The 18903-nt window shown below is 53.5% G+C and carries 17 protein-coding genes; 6 read left to right on the top strand and 11 right to left on the bottom strand.

Annotated features, from left to right (window positions below):
* The first annotated feature begins 82 nt into the window (after positions 1 to 82).
* From AC1D19_RS16155 to AC1D19_RS16145, 3 genes are all read left to right on the top strand, one after another.
* Entirely contained in the window at positions 83 to 1060 is a 978-nt protein-coding gene (locus AC1D19_RS16155) for an integrase domain-containing protein (protein ID WP_150776907.1), read from the top strand.
* A 441-nt stretch (positions 1061 to 1501) separates the two neighbouring features.
* Positions 1502 to 2593: an ATP-binding protein gene (locus tag AC1D19_RS16150; protein WP_191626729.1), complete on the top strand. Its 1092-nt coding sequence runs from the start codon at positions 1502 to 1504 to the stop codon at positions 2591 to 2593.
* Complete coding sequence (locus AC1D19_RS16145) at positions 2594 to 3334, top strand: hypothetical protein (protein ID WP_150776905.1); 741 nt, start codon at positions 2594 to 2596, stop codon at positions 3332 to 3334.
* A 92-nt stretch (positions 3335 to 3426) separates the two neighbouring features.
* Here AC1D19_RS16145 and AC1D19_RS16140 read toward each other — a convergent pair whose 3' ends face one another.
* The 8 genes from AC1D19_RS16140 to AC1D19_RS16105 all read right to left on the bottom strand — a co-directional run bounded on the left by AC1D19_RS16140 (position 3427) and on the right by AC1D19_RS16105 (position 10659).
* Positions 3427 to 5307, bottom strand: coding sequence for a hypothetical protein (locus AC1D19_RS16140; RefSeq protein ID WP_477763782.1), 1881 nt, complete (start codon positions 5305 to 5307; stop codon positions 3427 to 3429).
* Positions 5297 to 5806, bottom strand: a complete 510-nt coding sequence (locus AC1D19_RS16135; protein ID WP_177009286.1) for an ABC-three component system middle component 2 — start codon at positions 5804 to 5806, stop codon at positions 5297 to 5299. The genes AC1D19_RS16140 and AC1D19_RS16135 overlap by 11 nt, the downstream gene beginning before the upstream one ends.
* Positions 5794 to 6792, bottom strand: coding sequence for an ABC-three component system protein (locus AC1D19_RS16130; RefSeq protein ID WP_177009287.1), 999 nt, complete (start codon positions 6790 to 6792; stop codon positions 5794 to 5796). The genes AC1D19_RS16135 and AC1D19_RS16130 overlap by 13 nt, the downstream gene beginning before the upstream one ends.
* A 387-nt stretch (positions 6793 to 7179) precedes the next feature.
* A complete protein-coding gene (locus AC1D19_RS16125) occupies positions 7180 to 7890 on the bottom strand; it encodes an SDR family NAD(P)-dependent oxidoreductase (protein WP_477763781.1) in 711 nt (236 codons plus the stop codon).
* 43 nt (positions 7891 to 7933) lie between these two features.
* Positions 7934 to 8590 (bottom strand): DsbA family oxidoreductase, encoded by a 657-nt coding sequence (locus AC1D19_RS16120; RefSeq protein WP_477763780.1) that lies wholly within the window; start codon positions 8588 to 8590, stop codon positions 7934 to 7936.
* Complete coding sequence (locus AC1D19_RS16115; RefSeq protein WP_007972813.1) at positions 8587 to 8808, bottom strand: tautomerase family protein; 222 nt, start codon at positions 8806 to 8808, stop codon at positions 8587 to 8589. The genes AC1D19_RS16120 and AC1D19_RS16115 overlap by 4 nt, the downstream gene beginning before the upstream one ends.
* Before the next feature lie 243 nt (positions 8809 to 9051).
* Positions 9052 to 9342 carry a hypothetical protein gene (locus AC1D19_RS16110; protein WP_477763779.1) on the bottom strand — a complete coding sequence of 97 codons (291 nt, stop codon included), beginning with the start codon at positions 9340 to 9342 and terminating at the stop codon, positions 9052 to 9054.
* A 252-nt stretch (positions 9343 to 9594) separates the two neighbouring features.
* On the bottom strand, positions 9595 to 10659 hold the full coding sequence (locus AC1D19_RS16105; RefSeq protein WP_477763833.1) for a S8 family peptidase: 1065 nt from the start codon (positions 10657 to 10659) through the stop codon (positions 9595 to 9597).
* A gap of 269 nt (positions 10660 to 10928) precedes the next feature.
* Here AC1D19_RS16105 and AC1D19_RS16100 point away from each other — a divergent pair, with 269 nt between their 5' ends.
* The 3 genes from AC1D19_RS16100 to AC1D19_RS16090 all read left to right on the top strand — a co-directional run bounded on the left by AC1D19_RS16100 (position 10929) and on the right by AC1D19_RS16090 (position 14834).
* On the top strand, positions 10929 to 12863 hold the full coding sequence (locus tag AC1D19_RS16100; protein WP_477763778.1) for a RecQ family ATP-dependent DNA helicase: 1935 nt from the start codon (positions 10929 to 10931) through the stop codon (positions 12861 to 12863).
* A gap of 230 nt (positions 12864 to 13093) precedes the next feature.
* Entirely contained in the window at positions 13094 to 14320 is a 1227-nt protein-coding gene (locus AC1D19_RS16095; RefSeq protein WP_477763777.1) for a 3-hydroxyacyl-CoA dehydrogenase, read from the top strand.
* A 79-nt stretch (positions 14321 to 14399) separates the two neighbouring features.
* Positions 14400 to 14834, top strand: coding sequence for an acyl-CoA thioesterase (locus AC1D19_RS16090; RefSeq protein WP_477763776.1), 435 nt, complete (start codon positions 14400 to 14402; stop codon positions 14832 to 14834).
* A 67-nt stretch (positions 14835 to 14901) separates the two neighbouring features.
* Here the strand turns inward: AC1D19_RS16090 and AC1D19_RS16085 are convergent, their stop codons facing one another.
* The 3 genes from AC1D19_RS16085 to fdhD form a co-directional block, all read right to left on the bottom strand.
* On the bottom strand, positions 14902 to 15390 hold the full coding sequence (locus AC1D19_RS16085; protein WP_108216151.1) for a glycine zipper domain-containing protein: 489 nt from the start codon (positions 15388 to 15390) through the stop codon (positions 14902 to 14904).
* 305 nt (positions 15391 to 15695) lie between these two features.
* Positions 15696 to 18044 carry an FdhF/YdeP family oxidoreductase gene (locus AC1D19_RS16080; protein ID WP_477763775.1) on the bottom strand — a complete coding sequence of 783 codons (2349 nt, stop codon included), beginning with the start codon at positions 18042 to 18044 and terminating at the stop codon, positions 15696 to 15698.
* On the bottom strand, positions 18041 to 18880 hold the full coding sequence (fdhD, locus tag AC1D19_RS16075; RefSeq protein ID WP_218429609.1) for a formate dehydrogenase accessory sulfurtransferase FdhD: 840 nt from the start codon (positions 18878 to 18880) through the stop codon (positions 18041 to 18043). The genes AC1D19_RS16080 and fdhD overlap by 4 nt, the downstream gene beginning before the upstream one ends.
* Positions 18881 to 18903: the final 23 nt, after the last annotated feature.

The following is an 18903-nucleotide window of genomic DNA, read 5'->3' as shown; positions in this document are numbered from 1 at the left end:
TGATCCCTGATAACACTCAACATTCTTGGCGGGATGACGTGGGGAAGGTTTCAAAGATTTTGGCTTCGAGAGGAGTTTGATCATGGCATTGGTAGGCAGACGGGATGGGCGAAATTTTGGATATGGCCGGCAGTTGAGCTATGCCGGGACACAAGCATTGCGTGATCTTTTTGGCGGCGGCCATTACGGCACGGTCAAAGCGCACAGTGATCGCTGGCAGGCGTTTGTACGCTGGTGTCGCTCGGAGGATGGTCCTGGGTTTAACGATGCGCGAAAAATTGATCGGCAGACCTTGCTGAACTACGCGATACATCTGCGTCACCGAGTTGAACAAGGCGAGCTCGCCATCGCCACCGCGCAAAACCGACTGTCCAGCGTGAACCGAACGATGGCGGCACTTCGCGGTGATCGGTATGTGAAAGTGCCGAGCCCGAGCAAGGCGCTGGGAATGCAGCGCACTACGGTCCGTACAACAGCCCCGCAAGGCCAAGAACGCGAACAAGTAATGCGGATCTTCAACGCGCTTTGCGAGCAGCATCCACGCGCCGCAGCGATTGTGCACCTGGCACGAGCCACTGGGATGCGCTTGCGCGAGGCCATTTTGGCCGACCTTCCGCGCTTAAAACGTGAAGCCGAACAATACGGCAAGATCAACATCCAGGACGGCACCAAAGGTGGCCGCTGCGGTGCAACAGCACCTCGCTGGATCATGATGGACGAGCATATCCGAGATGCGATCAGGTTCGCAGACTTGGTTTCACCCAATGATAGCCGCAACCTGCTTGCGCCAACCGAAAGCTATCTCGACTTCCAACAGCAAGTCGTCCGCCCCGCAAGAGACATCCTCCATCAGCAATGCCTCAAAGGCTTCCACGAGTTACGGGCAGCCTATGCGTGCGATCGCTATAAACAAATCACACATCACCGGGCACCGATCTCCGGAGGCAGGTGCTACCAGTTCAACCGACAGGTCGATCAAGAGGCTCGAGCACAAATCAGCTACGAACTTGGACACGGACGCATCGACGTGGTATCGGCTTACATCGGTGGCCAAGTATGAGCAAATCATTCAACATCGAAATTTTCCTAACCGGGGTGCTTACCGGATCGAATGCGACTCGCCAGCGCCATGTACGTCAGGCAAAGCTTATCCATGAAGCAATCTCGAAGCGCTGGCATCTTGACAACCCATGGAACTGGAAGCGAAAACATTTGTTGTGGTTTATTGAGCACCACAAAAAAAACAAAGCGGAGGTAACACGATATAGGTATAAGTTAACAATAAACCTGATAGCGAAACGACTTGGAAAAAACTGGTGCTTTTTAACAGAACTATCTCCACCTACGGTCAATGCAGAGCTCCACATTAGAAATATTCAACACGTGAATCGTTAGCACAAACCAAACAACGAGAACCAATTAGAGATAAGCAGAGCGGACTCCAGGCACAACCAGTACTCACCTACAAAACTATCGCAAACCTCGAAAAAGGAAGAGCTTGGTGAACCCAATAAAATTCACAAAAATCAGAATCGATAACATTGAGATATTATTTAAAGAAGGTGCGAACTACATAATAGGAAATAGCAACACAGGAAAAACCACGATATTCAACTGCATGAGATATGTCCTTGGCTTAACCAAAGAGCTGAAACACAAAAACATCAATCAAGTTGAGATCTCAATAAGCGTCAAAAATCAAGCCATGACCTTCTCCCGGGAGAATGATAGCCCGGCATTAACCATCTCAACTAATGATAAAGTTGAACGATACAGGGCACTTTCCACAGAGCTAAATAATTTTTTCAATGCGATCTTAGAGCCAAACTTTCTATACGAAAGCGCCTTAGAGTCATCGTTGAAAATATTAGACTTTTGCTTCCTGCCCGAGGCTTTCCAGATTAACAGAAAAGCCAACTGGGATGCCGTCCGCTTAATTTGTGGATTTAATATTTCAATGCTCGCAAGTGTAGAAAAAGACATCACCACACTTGGCAGTGAAGTTCTAAAAAACAGACAGATAGAAAATGCAGTAAATGCATTTACAAAAAAACTAATTGAAGACAGCAAAAACCAAAACACAAGCGACCTTGAATTAATAATTGGAAATACAAAACAAAACTTCTTCGAAGAGCACAGAAGCAAAGAAGACCTCTTATTCAACGTCACCATGAAACTCGAAGAATTTAAAACAAAATCAAACAGCCAACTAACTAAAAAACTTTCTGAATTTGAGCACTCCTACTTAAATCTTATGAGTTTGGCGGATATCAACGATCAAGATTTCTCAACAATAGAACAATTAATCATAGAAAGAAAAAGTTCGCATGGAATGGAACGCATATCAAAATTAATACTCAGTCTAGCCATTGCACACGTATCAGGCGACAACCAGAAAACCTATAACCATCCGATGTTTCTAATTAATGACCACACCAGCTCGGGGATTTTTCCAAGCCTTAACCATACAATACGACCTACGATTGCCGAGGCAATATCACGAACTCCAGAACTACAATATATAGAATTCACATACAATGAAAATATCTCCCTGTCAGACGTAGTTATTGATCTAAACAAGGAGGGCTTTTAAATGCCTTCAATCACATCCAGGATGTCACTAGGAGAAAAGTTCACGTTAGTTATCTCGGTACTAAGTTTCATCGTCGGTTTTTTTGGACTTGCTTTAAGCGAAAGCGTATCAAATCTTTATAGTGATGCTAAAATTTTCGCAACCAAAGATTCCAGCAACTTAAACTCACTAACCGGTCAAGAAGGCTACATAGGAGTCATCACCATTTCCAACCGCGGCATTAGCGCCTCGGAAAAAATGAAACTGGTAATTTCATTTGACTCTACCCCTCCTAAATATGAGGTCACGAGCGATGAAGAAATCAGTAAGTCAGAAACGAACGGAAACGATATAAAAATCTTCTTAGATAGGCTATCGAAGGACGCAAAAATAAAATTTACGATGTACTCCAAACTTCCTATCTCTTACAGAATCCAGTATATCGATAACAAAGGGAAGGGCCCCATCGAACTGGAAGATCACTCCAAACAAGACAATATAAAAGAAATAATACTTCTTCTAGTAACAATAATTTCGATATTGGTCATATTTTACATATTTAGACGTCACGCAGAAACTTTAGTAACCGAAAAAATAAATTCGCACTACATCGAATTACAAAGCAAAATTAGCGAGTTGCGCGATGAAATTGGAAATATCGAAATATTGATTAGCGAACCTTCAAATAGTAGCGCACCAATTACTGAAGAGACATCAAAGGGCTTTACTCAACGACTGGCTGATTTTATGTTAAAAACCTAACACCAAAACACATTATAAAAATACTCGGCTGGCAACTAATTTTACCAGTAGTCAGCCGAGATCATTACGATAAAAAACAAGAACTGTACAACTTATGTCTGAGGCAGCATAGGAAATAGCCCATAACGACCGCCACCTGAACTACCATAGAAAACTTCTACTTTAGCAATATCCTCTATACCATATGGAGGATCAATATTTTCCAAAATTATAAATTGGCCCAAATCGCTTATTCTAGAAAGATGCTCGAAGAAATTTGCCTTTACAGATGTCTTAGCCAGTTTAATCTCGTCATCACTTAACTCTCCACGACTTGGGTTCTTCAGAGGATCCCGATAGGTTAACAACGGCGAATCCAGAATCACAAATCCTGGGTGTGGAAGATTATGCTCCCTGCAATACAGTAAAAGCGCAACCTTGAAAGCGGCATGCGTGATTGCACGAACCCCCTTTCCGTTATCCACTCGCAATTTGCCATCAATTATTATTTCGTATTTATCTTTATCGAAGCTAACCAAGTGCTCGCCAGGAAAACCCCACTCTTTCAACACTAGGGAGATAACCTTACAAAACTCATGAACGACATCACCAGGAACCGAAAGATTGGGACGATCCGCTTTAGTAGGCGCTTTAAGTGCTTCAAACTCCTTTATTTTTAGAAGGTAACTACTCTTCTGATCTAACAATGAAACCCCTCTCATAACTTGGTCTTTTTTAGTGAGGATTTCATTAAGTGACAATTGATGCTCGCCCATCTCAGGTAATTGGACGGCTAGAATTCTCTCTATTTCTATAATTCGTTCTTCAACTGTAGGGATACCTTCTTCTATCCTATACAACTCAACACGAAGAGCCCCGATAGTCGACTCGAGTTCAGATTGCAATGTTTTTATTTTCTGAATTTCTATCAATGCCGATTGCTGTTCATTTTTCACTTGCTGCAATTGGGTCTTCATACTTTGCGCTTCGGGAGGAGCACCACAAACAGAACACTCTACTTCCTCTAGCGTCAACAGAAAACTGGCTTCTTCAATAGAAGTCAGCCTAGCTATATCTGAATCATAAATACTGTTCAGCTGATAAAATCTCTGCAGGTGCAGGCGGATATCCTCTGCCCGCTCTGAAGACTGAGATAATGTTTGCGACAGAGTTCTTTTTTCTGAAAGCAACTCTGTTGATAGTGACCTATACGATTGCATCTGAAGCTTGATTTTGTCTAAACTAGCATCAAGCCTGTCTTTCTGAGCATATAAGTCAGAAACATCTGGATAATCAGCATCTAGCCGCGACTCAATATCTTTCAGCAGACTTTGTATTACTTCAATTTTCGTCGACCTCGACGCATTGAATCGTGTCGAATCAAGGACAGGGATAATTGATTTATCATCAGCACCGGTTAATAATGCTCTAAAGACGCTACGCTCCTTCGGCCTTGTTACCGGTCCAAGATCAGTCTCCACAGGTGATCGCTCAGCTTGAATGCTCGTTTCGTCCACTAGGACATATGGCATAAGCTCTCGAAAACTCAAGTTCTCCTTTTCTCCAGATTGGTTTTTTGCCAGCTGTTTACCGGAAAGCTCCAGATACTCCAAAAGAAAACCAGGAAGGCTCTCCTTATTTCTACTTCTCTGAGTAGGTTGGAGAACTTTACAGGTTTCCGGAAGCTGCGAAAAATCATGCAGTCCGTCGAAAAACTTATAAGCACCACCTGATAACGAACGTAGTATTGTGTACTTTCCTACACCACGTAACTCTATTCCCATCAAGATTGTATCGTAATCACTTCTCTCCGGAAGATCAGGTAAGCTATCCCCTCCTCCAAGCATGAAATCTATTGCTTTTAACGCAAACGACTTTCCTGTGTTGGAAGCTCCGTAGACGAGATTCAGGCCTGCTCCAAAACTAAGCCTCACTGGCACAACTTGAACACCGACAAATTCCAGACTTTTGATTATTATTCCTTTATAGTCCATTGTCATCTAACTCCATGAAAAGGTCGCTCTGAAACTCAACTGCCCAATTACCTATCTTTGAATTTATTATATCTCTTAAGTCAACCTTAGATAAGTTCGCCACCGTATCAGCAAGCCATTGCGCCCTATCTTTAAGATTTTTTGAATATTCCGAGGACAGTAACTGCACCAGCGGATAAGCACTCTCTGTAGCTTGGTAACATATCCCGCTAGTCGATGGAACGACTGCGATCAGTCCAAACTTCTGCATTAAATTCAAACCATTTTGAACGAGTTCCCGACGCACTAGGATTTCCCCGCTCCGTTGCGGAAGTTTAGGATGGATACTCGGAGGGCCGCCTACATCAGCACTATGGACAACCAAGTGATCAAACCAAACCAACTCATTTATATCATGAGCAGATGGGTAGGTTGCATTCAAAATAACTAATGATCTAACCCCTGTTTCAATCGGGCTATTAAATAGAGAACGTGCGCCGGAGTCATTCAACTTATCCATTTGAATTTCCCATCATTTACGAAGTGGTGGCAAATACCTTGCTTCACTGGCACTCTCGCGTATTTTGCAGTGGCCCCTGAAGTTTGGGTCGCAGCCGCCTGAGTCATCACAGATTGGATTTTTTCCATTCCACTCTTATGTGGTGACTCAAAAACATCTACGACACCGTGAAAAACGTCCTCTTCAAAACTATCAATAACAGTGGGGTCGGTATTATCTCGATAGTAACGCTTAAATGCGTCCGCATCGAAAAACCGTTCTCGCTGTAGCGTTAGGTTTTTTTGATACTGAGGATAAAGCTCTAAATCTTCATGATTATTGAAAACCACACATTCCTTCTCAGCGTATGCGCCGACAAGCTGCTTTATATACTCAGATTCAGACTCTAAAATAGCTATTGGCACAATTCCTTTAGGTGAACTCCCAGGATCAGCGCCAAAATATTTATAAAGAACTTTTTTTGCTGCCGGATCTGAAAGCATATCCTCTAGTGCTATACGCGTAACATTCGAGTAATTGAACCTCTCCAAAACATCCAGCAAATCATCCGTCAGCGGAATATCTCCATTCTCAATTATCTTATACCGACAGAATTTATCCCATTCATCAATCAGCTTGGACTTCAATTTGCTAGGATTAAATATCAATGTTTCTAAGTTTCTGTTCAAGCCTTTGGGGGCCACGAAGAAATACTTCGTTGGCGGGGTGAAGTCTCCCTGCCATGAGTAATATAAAATTTTTCCAAGTTCGCAAATTGCAGTATCCGTTGGAAGGCGCTTCCCATACTGCTTGCATTGATAGTTTTCCCAGGCTCCTTCATGCTTCTCAGGTGTCAAAAACCCTACAACATCCCTGCCAAGGTCCTTTGCTCCTGAAAACCGACATACTTCCACATAAGTTTCCAACTTATTTGAAACCCAGTCTCTTACAAAGAGCTCTAACTCTGTATCATCCAATGTGAGTACAGCACGAGTATAATTCTCCATTTCTCACACCCAACTTCCAGACTGTCGAATCCATATATACCCCCTCAACATTTCACCAGTCGAGGCCATGTATACAGCGCATTGTTCAAATTTTAGCCAACAAAGGCAAAATGATACTACGGCCGAAGTATTTGTTCCAACGCTCCTTACTCATTGGGAGGGTGAAAGAAATTTCTGACACTCGTAATTTTCGCCCCCACTCAGCGTCTGCCAGACTCTAATCAACCTTAAGGGTAGAATTAGGGATAATGTGTTATGCAAAATTTTTTATCTGTTTGATTTAATTAGACAAAATAAATAGTTCGACTCCTGGTGCCGCACCATACAAAACAAAGCCCCTGCAGAAATGCAGAGGCTTTGTTGTTTCCGAGCTTTAAAAAAGCGCTTTCAGTGTCCCGCGCTCTGACCACCGTCCACGTGCAGGATTTCGCCGGTAACGAACTTGGCGCCGTCCAGATACACCACTGCTTGTGCAATATCATCGATCTCGCCCATGTGCCCGACCGGGTGCAGATTGCCCAGTGCTGCGTGGGTATCTTCGCCGTGCATCGGGGTCTTGATGATGCCCGGGCTGACTGCGTTTACCCGAATCCCGCGCTTGGCGTATTCGATGGCCAGGGATTTGGTTGCCGCGTTGAGGCCGCCCTTGGTCAGCGATGCCAGCACCGATGGCACGCCGTCGATGGCGTGGTCCACCAGGCTGGTGGTGATGTTGACGACGTGGCCGCTGCCTTGCTTTTCCATCTCGGCGATGGCGAGTTGGGTGATGTAGAAGAAGCCATTGACGTTCACCGACAACACATTGGCGTAGTCCTCCGCGGTGTACGCGGTGAACGGCTTGGCGATGAAGATCCCGGCGTTGTTGACCAGGGTGTCGATGCGACCGAAACGGGAAATCGCTTCACGGATGACGCGTTGGGCGGTTTCCGGCTCGCCGATGTCACCGGCCACTGTGTGAATGTCCGGATCGGTGGACGGCTTGATCGAGCGCGATGTGGCGACGATACGGTAACCGAGTTCACGGAAGGCTTTGACCATACCGTCGCCGAGACCTTGGGACGCGCCGGTGATAACGATGACTTTTTTCGAACTGCTCATGATGAATACCTCTGACAATTAAAAGTGGGGTAGAAATCTGCAATCAGGCTTCAGCCTGGGTGTTCGCCATTTGTCGCAACATCTGTTCGTAGTACTCGACCGATTGCGAACCGGACACCAGGTGTCGACCGTTCAGCACCATGGCCGGGACCGAATTGATGCCGTGCTGCCGGTAGTACGCTTCAAGCTCTCGCACCTCATCGGCGAACGCGCCGGACGCCAGCACCTCTTGTGCACTTGCCCCATCCAGCCCCGCTTCAGTCGCCAGACGCACCAGCGCCTGGTGATCACTCGGGTTCTGGCCTTCGCTGAAATAACCCCGTAGCAGCACCTTCTTCAACTCGACTTGCCGGCCTTCCTGCAACGCCCACAGCAACAAACGGTGCGCATCGAAGGTGTTGTAGAAGTGCGTGCGCTTCTCCAGATCGAACTTGAAGCCGATGGCCTCGCCGCGTGCGATTTGCATGGCCTTACCGGCGGCGATGTCGTCGGCGGTTCTCCCGTACTTACGCATCAAGTGCTCGACCGCTTGCTCACCTTCGGCCGGCATATTCGGGTTCAGCTCGAACGGCTTGTAGGTCAGCTCGACCGAGACTTCCCCGGCCACGTTCTCGATCGCCTGCTCCAGCGCCGTCGCCCCCAATGCGCACCAGGGGCACACCACATCGGAAATGAAATCGATGGTGACGGAGGACGTCACGACTTCCCCTCCGCCTCGGCCAGTTGCTTGCGGTACTGGGTGGTGGTGATGCCGGCGTAACCCCAGTTATCGGTGTCGACTTCCTCGATCACGATGTGGGTCAGGTCAGGGCGTTTGTTGAGGACGCGTTCCAGTGTTTCAGTGATTTCGGCAATCACCTGAGCTTTCTGCTCAGTGGTAACGCCATCGCGGGTGATGCGTACGGTTACGAAAGGCATGAGGGAAACTCCAGTGACCTTCCCGTCGGGATGATGGGAGAGGCGTTGGAGGTGAATGTAGGGGGTTGGCGGGAGGGGATAAAGGTGGGGGCGGGAACTTCATTCGTTACGTGGTGTAATTAGTGCTGTAGAACGCCCGGCTCGCCCGAAGGCGTCCCGCACACAGCCGCCATGGCAATGCACTGCGAGGACATGAATGTCCGCGGTGCGAATGATGCGCCAACAAGGGATTGTGGTGGAGCTTCAGCCGCTGAGTTTCGGCAAGCGTTGCCGGGCGATGTCGAGCATGTCGTTACCATCCTGGGTCAACAGGTACAGGGCGCTGATAATCTTGGGGATGTCGCTCGCTTCGGCATGATTGAAACACGTGCAATAAAGGGTTTCGAGCAGGTCGCTGGCGGCGCGGATGCGCTGTCGGGCGGCGTCGAGGATCTCGACGGGGTCGGCCTCGGTATCGATGACCAGCACCGGGGTTTCGCTGTAGCTGGATTTAAGCGACTGATAGCGTTCAGTAGATGTCTTTAGCGAGGGCATTGATGTCTCAGTCCTGTAAGAGATCGGAGGTCACTCCGGCAGGCCGCCACAGTATTTTCAGCCGCGCTAAAACTATGCAGAGTGTGGCGAAGCAGAGCAAGACAGCCGCAATGGACAGGTTCTGTAGGGCGTTTACTGCCTGGGGAGGAATGCTCCTACGCGCCCCCCGGGTTTTATCGAAGAATGCTTCTACAGGAGATGATTCCTACAACGCTGCGCAGAAAGATATGTAGGGTGCTCGATGGGCCGGACTCAATCGACTGCCGGTGCGGGAGGACGTCGCGACGCCGCATCAAGGTCGAGCAATCCTCGGCCGTAGGCTTCACTGTTGGCGTAGAGACCGGTCCGGTTTGCGGTTTCAAGCAAGTGGTTGCGCACTTGCTGTGCACTCATTTCGGGGTACAGGCTCTGGACTGCTGCCAACGCGCCACTGACCAATGCGGCGGCGGGAGATGTACCGGCAGTCTGGACGTATTTGCCGTCCTTGCCAGTGGTCAGCAATCCCTGGTCTGCGCCTGAGTCCCCACCAGGAACGGCGATGCACCAGGCCGCTGCGACACCACAATAGTTAGATTTGCCATTGATGGCACTGCCATCGTTTTTCAATGCAACGACGGCGATCCAGCCCTTTTCCAACTCAGGGATGGCAAGGGGCAAACCCGGCTCTGCAAGAGGCTCTCGTTTGAGTTCATTACCGGTTGGAAACACAAATACCGCGCCTTGCTGAACCAGTTTTCGCGCGCTCGTCAGCGACTCGGGCATGATCTGTTTGTAACGTGCTTCGGTGATTTCCGTTGCTGGAATGGCATTGGCCCACGAGTTGTTGAAGATGCGCACACCGAGATCGAACCCGGCTTGCCAGGAGCGGGAAATTTCACTGTCGAAGAAGAAGGGTTCGTTGTCGTCACCGAAACGGTAGGGGATCAGTTGAGCGTTGAACGCAACGCCGTGCATACCCTGGTCGTCTTTGTTGGCGGCCAGAATGCCGGCCATTTGAGTGCCGTGGCCAACGCGATCATGGGTGCCGGGACGATTCTCGACATAGTCAAAACCGGGGTCGCGGACCCTGCCTTGAAATTCTGGCAGTTCGGCGTTCAGGCCTGAGTCAATCAACGCGACTGGTACGCCTTGGCCGGTGCCGCCACGTGCGTACAGGCGTGATGCCTGGATGACCGCCAACCCCTTTTGAGCGTGATACTCGGCTGTTTCGAATGTGCCCGGTTTGATTGCGGGCTTTTCGGGCGTGGTCAGACATCCACTGAGCAGCAGCGGCACTGGCAGCAACAGAGCAAATGGAAAAACAGTTCGTTGAAACATTGTCGGTCCTTCGGCAGGGGCCACGCACATCAGGCCTCCTGTTGTCATGAAGACTTCGCGCAGCGTTACGGGTGTGGGGGGTGAACCATACCTGTGGGGGGAGACGGGGCGTCAGGTGGCAAAGTGCTCTGTGTGTTTCAATCTGTGGCGTCACCAGGGTGCGTTGAGCGCTGTATCATCCCGTATCGTTTATGCCCCGACCTTTTCTCGATTCGCTGCGATCGCCGACTAGTCTTTTGGCTCTGCAGTGGTCAACGGAGTGACAGCTTATGCACAACACCCTGGAACAGGTTTTCGGTTATCCACAATTTCGACCCGGTCAGGAGGCGGCCGTCAGTGCCGTGCTGGCCGGGCGCTCGGCGGCGGCGATTTTCCCCACCGGCTCCGGCAAATCCCTGTGCTACCAATTGTCGGCGCTGTTGCTGCCGCACCTGACGCTAGTGGTCTCGCCGTTGCTGGCGTTGATGCAGGATCAACTGGCGTTCCTGCAACGCCACGGCATTTCGGCGGGCAGTATCGATTCGGCCCAGAGCCGCGACGACGCCAGCGACGTCATGGCTCGGGCTAAATCCGGCGAGCTGAAGATTTTGATGATCTCCGTGGAGCGCCTGAAAAACGAACGTTTTCGGCACTTTCTGCAGCAGGTGCCGATCTCGCTACTGGTGGTGGACGAGGCGCATTGCATTTCCGAATGGGGTCATAACTTTCGCCCGGACTACCTCAAGCTTCCCGACTATCAACGCCAGTTCAACATCTCGCAGGTGCTGCTGCTGACCGCAACGGCGACGCCTAAGGTGATCGTCGACATGCAGGCGAAATTCGCCATCGCCGCCGAGGATGTAGTGACCACCGGTTTCTATCGCTCGAACCTGAATTTGCTGGTGGAGCCTGTTCGCGGAGCGGACAAGCGCAGGCGCCTGGTCGAATGGATGAGCCAGCGTCCGGACCAGCCGGGCATCGTCTATGTCACCTTGCAAAAAACCGCCGAGCACATCGCCGAACACCTGAACCGCAATGGCATTCAGGCCGAGGCTTATCACGCCGGGTTGCCCCATGAGCAACGGGAAGCGATCCAGCGTCGCTTCATGGGCGGGCAGTCCAATTGCATCGTCGCCACCATCGCCTTTGGCATGGGCATCGACAAGAGTGACATCCGCAACGTGGTGCATTTCGACCTGCCAAAATCCATCGAAAACTACAGCCAGGAAATCGGCCGCGCCGGGCGTGACGGGCAGCCGTCGGACTGCCTGGTGTTGGCCAACCGCGACAGCCTCAACGTGCTGGAGAATTTCGTTTACGGCGACACGCCCGAGCTGGATGGCATCCGTTGCGTGCTTGACGAGATGCATGCCGCAGCACCCGAAGGCCAGTGGGAGTTTCTGCTGGGACCGTTGGCCGATCAGAGCAATATTCGCCAGTTGCCGCTCAAGACCTTGCTGGTGCAACTCGAGTTGCGCGGGTTGATCGCCCCGCGCTATGCGTACTACGCCGAGTACCGTTTCAAGTATTTGCTGGAGCCCGAGGCGCTATTGGCGCGTTTCGAAGGCGAGCGCAGGGATTTTGTCGCTGCGATCATCCAGACTTCCAGCCGCGCCCGGACCTGGGCCACGGTGAATTTCGAAGCGTTGTACGAGCAGCACCAGGCCGAGCGCAGTCGGGTGGTCAAGGCGCTGGATTACTTCCAGGAGAAGGGCTGGGTGGAGCTCGAAAGCAAGCAGATGACCGAGGTCTACAGCGTGCTGCAAAGCGGGTTCGACAACGTCGCGTTGAGCGAGGAGCTGCACGGCTATTTCACTCGGCATGAGCACACCGAAGTCGCGCGGATTCACGCGATGCTGGATCTGTTCGCTACCGACCGATGCCTGGGTTATCGCCTGGCCGAGTATTTCGGTGACCACAATGCACCGCAGCAATGTGGACACTGTTCGGTGTGTCATGGACAGGTGGCGCGGCTACCGGCACCACCGGAGTTGCCGGCGCTTGTGGATAAAAATTTCGAAACGCTGTGTGGCGATTTTATCCACAGGCACGAGCAGCACACGGGCAACGTGCCCTCGGCTGAACGCGTGACACGGTTTCTGTGCGGGATCAGTGTGCCGTTGTTCACCAAGCTCAAGGCAAGGACGATTTCGGGGTTTGCGGCGCTGGAAGATTATCCGTATGCCGGGGTGCGGGAGTGGGCCGAGCAACATCTGCCTGGTTGAAACACGGTCAGTGTAGGAGCGAGCCTGTTCGCGATGAGGCCGGCACATTCAACAGTGATGGCGACTGACACACCGCTATCGCGAGCAGGCTCGCTCCCACAGGGATCTGTGGTGTCTTCGGGGCTACATCCATCCGCTGAATGTTGCTCATCACAGGAATAAATTTCAAAAAAAACCAGTGGCTGACTATGGTGATGACTGTCTTCGGATCGCCAACAAGAGAACAAAACATGAGCCAGACACCGTTGAATATTCAGCGCGCCGCCGTCATCGGCGCGGGCACCATGGGCCGTGGCATTGTCATGTGCCTGGCCAACGCCGGAGTGGCCGTGCAGTGGCTCGACAATAACCCGCAGATGCTGGAGCAGGCGCTGGTCACCGTGGCGGACACCTATGCCCACAACGTGCGCCAGGGCCGCATTGACCAGAGCGAAGCCGATGCCCGTGTGGCGCGCGTTACGGCGGCAGAGGGTTATACGGCCATCCGCGATGTCGACCTGGTCATCGAAGCGGTGTACGAAAATCTTGAGCTCAAACAGAAAATCTTCCGCGAGCTCGATGGCCTGCTCAAACCTGAAGCGATTCTGGCGAGCAATACTTCGGCGCTGGACATCGACGCCATTGCTGCGATTACGGGTCGCCCGCAGCAGGTCCTGGGCCTGCACTTCTTCAGTCCGGCGCACATCATGAAGCTGCTGGAAATCGTCCGTGGCGCGCAGACTGCACCGGCAGTTCTCGACGCGGCACTGGCGCTCGGCCAGCGCATGGGCAAGGTCAGTGTGGTGGCGGGCAATTGCGACGGCTTCATTGGCAACCGCATGCTCAATACCTACGTGCTCGAAGCGCGAAAAATGCTGCTGGAAGGCGCTTATCCCTACCAGGTGGACGCAGCGCTGCAAGGGTTCGGTTTCGCCATGGGGCCGTTCCGCATGTTCGACGTGGTGGGTGTCGACCTGCAGTGGCGCGCCCGGCAACTGTCCGGTGTCGGGCAGGACGCTCCAGAGGTTCAGGTGGATAACCGACTGTGCGAAATGGAGCGCTTTGGCCAGAAGAGTGGCAATGGCTATTACCACTACGAGCCGGGCAGTCGCCAGGCCGAACACGATCCGCAGGTCGACGCACTGGTGCTTCAAGTCAGTGAGGCGTTGGGGTTCCAGCGCCGCGAGATCAGCCCGGAAGAAATTCTCGAGCGCTGCTTGCTGGCACTGGTCAATGAAGGCGCGAAGATCCTTCAGGAGGGCATTGCCAGGTCGGCTCACGACATCGATCTGGTCTACCTCAATGGTTACGGATTCCCGGCGGACAAGGGCGGGCCGATGGCCTGGGCGGATCAGCAGGGGCTGGCGGACATTCATCGGCGCTTGATGGACCTTGAGACGCGTCAGGGCGATCACTGGCAACCGGCGCGGGTGATTGGTGAGCTGGCGGCGGCTGGCAAGGGCTTTGCAGACAAGTGATTCATGTGGCGCCTGCTCGCGAATGATCGCGACGCGGTTTCACCTTAGACTGCAGAACCCACTCCAGGAACTGACACTGATGTCCAACCCGGCAATCCAACGCACCGACTACCCGCACTTCCAACCCATCACCACCCGCTGGCACGACAATGACGCCTACGGTCACGTCAACAACGTTACCTATTACAGCTTCTTCGATACGGCGGTGAACACTTACCTGATCGAAGTCGGCGGCCTGGATATCCATGGCGGTGAGGTGGTGGGGTTCGTGGTGAGCTCGGCCTGTGATTACTTTGCTTCCATTGCCTTCCCGGACCGCATCGAGATCGGTCTGCGGGTGGGCAAGCTGGGCAACAGTTCGGTGCAATACGAACTGGCCGTGTTCAAGCAAGGGGAAGATGAAGCCTGTGCGGCGGGGCGCTTCGTACATGTGTTTGTCGATCGGGTGTCAAATCAACCCGTAGCGATTCCTGCAGGGTTGCGCGGCGCGCTGGAGTGTCTGGTGGTTCAGTAAGGCAAAAAAAATCGCAGCCCTTGGGGCTGCGATTTTTGATGTACTCACCAGCGAGGCGCTCGAGGCCTTAGTCGCGGTAATACCTGTGGTGGTGCTTGCGATGGCCATAGGCATGGCCGCGGCCCGGATGGTCGTCACGGTAGTAGCGACGATCGTCATGGTCGCGATACGAACGATGACCGCCGTCTTCATCATCGTAATCTTTGCCCATGTGGTTACCCAGCGCGCCACCGGCACCGCCGCCTGCTGCGGCGCCGATCAGACTGCCGGTCGTGCCGCCCATGCTGCGGCCGACCACGTTACCGCCTGCCGCGCCTAACGCACCGCCAAGGGCTGCTTCGCCACGGCTGTGTTTGTTTGCGCCGACGGCGCTACCACCCGCGCCACCCAGGGCTGCGCCGATGGTGGAACCTGTACTGCCGCCTAACGACTGACCGACGACCGAGCCTAGAACCCCGCCCAATGCGCCGCCTACACCGGCTTCGGTGGTGCCGCCAGCAGACGCGATACCGCTGACCAGGCCAAGGGACAACAAGAGAATCGAGGAGAACTTCATGGAGGAACCTCAAGGGGATGACGGCGCGATCCTGAGGCTCTGGAATTGGCGTGACAATCGAAATCCGACGAATAACACGACCTGTATACAATATTGCAAGTTACTGTTTTTCGGGCGGAACTTTACGTTTTTTTGCCGGTCTTTTACTACTTCGCAAAGGCCGTTTTCGTGAGGAAACGGCCTTTTTTGTGGGCGCTTGAAATGTTTTTGAGTGGGTCATTAAAGTCAAAAAGATCGCAGCCTGCGGCAGCTCCTACAGAGATCGGTGTAGGAGCTGCCGCAGGCTGCGATCTTTTGATACTGCGCTACGCAGACCTGGCCATGATCAGTCCGGTCTCACTCGCCGCTTCCAACCGGATCGCCACAAACTTCGATGTTGGCGTATGGCTGCCATCGCCGATGCTTTCCAGCGGCACCAACGGGTTCACTTCCGGATAGTAGGCCGCCGCTTGCCCGGCCGGGATATCAAACGCCAGCAGCGTGAAGCCTTTCACCCGACGTTCAACACCATCGTCCCAAAGCGAAACGATGTCCGCCTTCTGCCCCGGCTTGAAGCCCAGGCGGATGATGTCGGCTTCGTTGACGAACAACACATCGCGCTGTCCCTTCACGCCGCGATAACGGTCGTTGAGACCATAGATCGTGGTGTTGTACTGATCGTGGGAACGCATCGATTGCATGATCAGATCCGGCAGCACCCCGGTGGCGCGGGTGCGTTCGTGCACCAGATCCTCGGGCAGGATGTTTGGCTTGAAATTGGCCCGGCCCGACGCAGTGTTCCACTTGCGCGCACCGGCACTGTTGCCCAGGTAGAAACCGCCCGGACTCCTGACCTTCTCGTTGAAGTCCTTGAAGCCTGGAATGGTCTCGGCAATCAGGTCACGGATGCGACGGTAATCGGCCACCAGCCAATTCCAGTCCACCGGGTGGCTGCCCAGGGTCGCGGCGGCGATGCCGGCCAGGATCGCCGGTTCCGAACGCATCTGGTTCGACAGCGGCTGCAGTTGACCATTGGAGGCGTGGACCATGCTGAACGAATCTTCGACAGTCACCGCTTGCGGGCCTTCGGTCTGGATATCGATGTCGGTGCGGCCCAGGCACGGCAGGATCAGCGCGTCCTTGCCGTGGGTCAAATGGCTGCGGTTGAGCTTGGTGCTGATCTGCACGGTCAGGTCGCAGTTCTGCAGGGCCTGGAACGTGCGTGGGCTGTCCGGCGTGGCTTGGGCGAAGTTGCCGCCCAGACCGATAAAGACTTTCGCCCGGCCGTCAGCCATCGCATGAATCGCCTCGACCACGTTGTGGCCGTTGTGGCGCGGCACCTTGAACTGGAAGCGACGCTCCAAGGCATCGAGGAACGCCACTGGCGGACACTCGTTGATGCCCATGGTGCGGTCGCCCTGCACGTTGCTGTGACCACGCACCGGACATAGACCGGCACCGGGCCGGCCGACGTTGCCGCGCAGCAGCATCAGGTTGGCGATTTCCTGGATGGTCGCCACCGAATGCCGGTGCTGGGTGATGCCCATGGCCCAGCACATGATGACGTTCTTGCCCTTGGCGTACATGCGCGCCGCTTGTTCGATCTCTATCAGCGTCAGGCCCGACTGCTCGACGATCTGCTCCCACGGCGTTTCGTCGATGGTCGCCAGGTACTCCAGCACATTGGCGCTGTGTTCATTGAGGAAGTCGTGGTCGAACACTGCCGGCGCGCCGGTTTTCTGTGCGTCGCGTTCCCACAGCAAGAGAAATTTCGCCATGCCGCGCATGATCGCCATGTCGCCGCCCAGGGCCGGACGGAAGAATGCGGTATTGGTTGGCTTGTCGCCGTTGGTGAGCATTTCGATCGCGTGCTGCGGGTGCTGGAAACGTTCCAGGCCACGCTCCTTGAGCGGGTTGATGCACACCACCTGAGCGCCGCGCTTCACCGCTTCGCGCAACGGCTCGAGCATCCGCGGGTGGTTGGTACCGGGGTTCTGGCCCCAGACGAAAATCGCGTCGGCGTGTTCGAAGTCGTCGAAGGTCACAGTGCCTTTGCCGACACCGACGCTTTGCGACATCGCGACACCGCTGGCCTCGTGACACATGTTCGAGCAATCAGGGAAGTTGTTGGTGCCATAGGCGCGCACGAACAGCTGATAGAGAAAAGCCGCTTCGTTGCTGGCCCGACCCGAGGTGTAGAACTCTGCCTGATCCGGGCTCGACAAGCCGTTCAGGTGTTTGGCGATCAGCGCGAACGCGTCGTCCCAGCTGATCGGCTTGTAGCGGTCGGTTTCGGCGTCGTAGCTCATCGGCTCGGTCAGGCGGCCCTGATATTCGAGCCAGTAGTCGCTTTGCTCCAGCAAGGACGTGACGCTGTGTTTGGCGAAGAATCTGGCGTCGACCCGGCGTTTGGTCGCTTCCCAGTTCACCGCCTTGGCGCCGTTCTCGCAGAACATCACCATGCCGCCTTCTTTAGAATCACCCCAGGCGCAACCAGGGCAGTCGAAGCCGCCGTTCTTGTTGGTCTTGAGCATCATGCGCAGGTTTTTCAGCGCGTTGTCGCTGCTCAGCCAGGCCTGTGCGACGCTGATCAGTGCGCCCCAACCACCGGCCGGGCCTTTGTAGGGCTTGTAGCGAGGGACAGGTGTCTGGTCGGCTTGACGGTGTTGACTCACGCTTGTTTCTCCAACGTTGGGCTGTAGACCCGCGGTGCATTCTTCTGTGGCAGATGGATGAGGTTGAGGTTGTGGCGACGGGCCCATTGCACGGCAAGGCCCGTGGGCGACGACAGGCTGACCAGGGTCTGGATGCCGGCGCGCAAGACTTTCTGGATCAATTCGAGGCTGCAGCGGCTGGTGACAATCGCCAGCCCGCCAGCGGTCGGGATCTTTTGACGGATCAATCCGCCGATCAGTTTGTCGAGGGCGTTGTGCCGACCGATGTCTTCGCGACCCAGCAGCAACTCGCCCTGATCATTCATGAACACCGCGGCATGTACCGCACCACTGTGCTGGCCAAGGGGCTGGAACGCGCCGATGCGCTGGCGCAGGCCGTCGAGCCATTCGGCAGGCGGCAAGGGTGCGCCAGGCAACACCTGAAGCTCGGGGAGTGCCTGCTCCACTGCTTCCACACCGCACAGCCCGCAACCGCTGGTGCCGGCCAGTTGCCGACGCTGCTGCTTGAGGTTCCAGAAGGCGCGGTTGGCGATGGTCACTTGCGCGTATTGCGCCGAGCCAGAGCCGGTCAGTTGCAGGTCATAAATATCAGTGGCGTCCTCGATGATGCCGCTGCCCAGGCTGAAACCGACAATGAAGTCTTCGAGGTCCGTGGGTGTCACCAGCATGACGGCCTGGCTGATGCCGTTGTAGGCAATCGCCAGCGCGACTTCCTCGGCCAGCGCGGTGCTGGTCGATTCCGTGTCTTCAAGGTTGCTGTAACTGTACGTCTGGCTGGCGGCGGGCGCGGGCGTTTCGAGGGCAGGCGCCGCGCAGGCTGGGCGCTTGGTATTCATGGCATCACCGACGGTTTGATCAG

Source organism: Pseudomonas sp. P1_C12, assembly GCF_056406435.1.
The sequence above is the reverse complement of the archived record's forward strand: the minus strand, read 5'-3'. Positions and strand labels throughout refer to the sequence as shown.

What these genes read in the sequence shown, in the direction of transcription:
- AC1D19_RS16155 (WP_150776907.1), top strand. Translation starts at nt 83, where the DNA reads ATGGCATTGGTAGGCAGACGGGATGGGCGAAATTTTGGATATGGCCGG.
- AC1D19_RS16145 (WP_150776905.1), top strand. Translation starts at nt 2,594, where the DNA reads ATGCCTTCAATCACATCCAGGATGTCACTAGGAGAAAAGTTCACGTTA.
- AC1D19_RS16140 (WP_477763782.1), bottom strand. Translation starts at nt 5,307, where the DNA reads ATGGACTATAAAGGAATAATAATCAAAAGTCTGGAATTTGTCGGTGTT.
- AC1D19_RS16135 (WP_177009286.1), bottom strand. Translation starts at nt 5,806, where the DNA reads ATGGATAAGTTGAATGACTCCGGCGCACGTTCTCTATTTAATAGCCCG.
- AC1D19_RS16130 (WP_177009287.1), bottom strand. Translation starts at nt 6,792, where the DNA reads ATGGAGAATTATACTCGTGCTGTACTCACATTGGATGATACAGAGTTA.
- AC1D19_RS16125 (WP_477763781.1), bottom strand. Translation starts at nt 7,890, where the DNA reads ATGAGCAGTTCGAAAAAAGTCATCGTTATCACCGGCGCGTCCCAAGGT.
- AC1D19_RS16115 (WP_007972813.1), bottom strand. Translation starts at nt 8,808, where the DNA reads ATGCCTTTCGTAACCGTACGCATCACCCGCGATGGCGTTACCACTGAG.
- AC1D19_RS16110 (WP_477763779.1), bottom strand. Translation starts at nt 9,342, where the DNA reads ATGCCCTCGCTAAAGACATCTACTGAACGCTATCAGTCGCTTAAATCC.
- AC1D19_RS16105 (WP_477763833.1), bottom strand. Translation starts at nt 10,659, where the DNA reads ATGTTTCAACGAACTGTTTTTCCATTTGCTCTGTTGCTGCCAGTGCCG.
- AC1D19_RS16100 (WP_477763778.1), top strand. Translation starts at nt 10,929, where the DNA reads ATGCACAACACCCTGGAACAGGTTTTCGGTTATCCACAATTTCGACCC.
- AC1D19_RS16095 (WP_477763777.1), top strand. Translation starts at nt 13,094, where the DNA reads ATGAGCCAGACACCGTTGAATATTCAGCGCGCCGCCGTCATCGGCGCG.
- AC1D19_RS16090 (WP_477763776.1), top strand. Translation starts at nt 14,400, where the DNA reads ATGTCCAACCCGGCAATCCAACGCACCGACTACCCGCACTTCCAACCC.
- AC1D19_RS16085 (WP_108216151.1), bottom strand. Translation starts at nt 15,390, where the DNA reads ATGAAGTTCTCCTCGATTCTCTTGTTGTCCCTTGGCCTGGTCAGCGGT.
- fdhD (WP_218429609.1), bottom strand. Translation starts at nt 18,880, where the DNA reads ATGAATACCAAGCGCCCAGCCTGCGCGGCGCCTGCCCTCGAAACGCCC.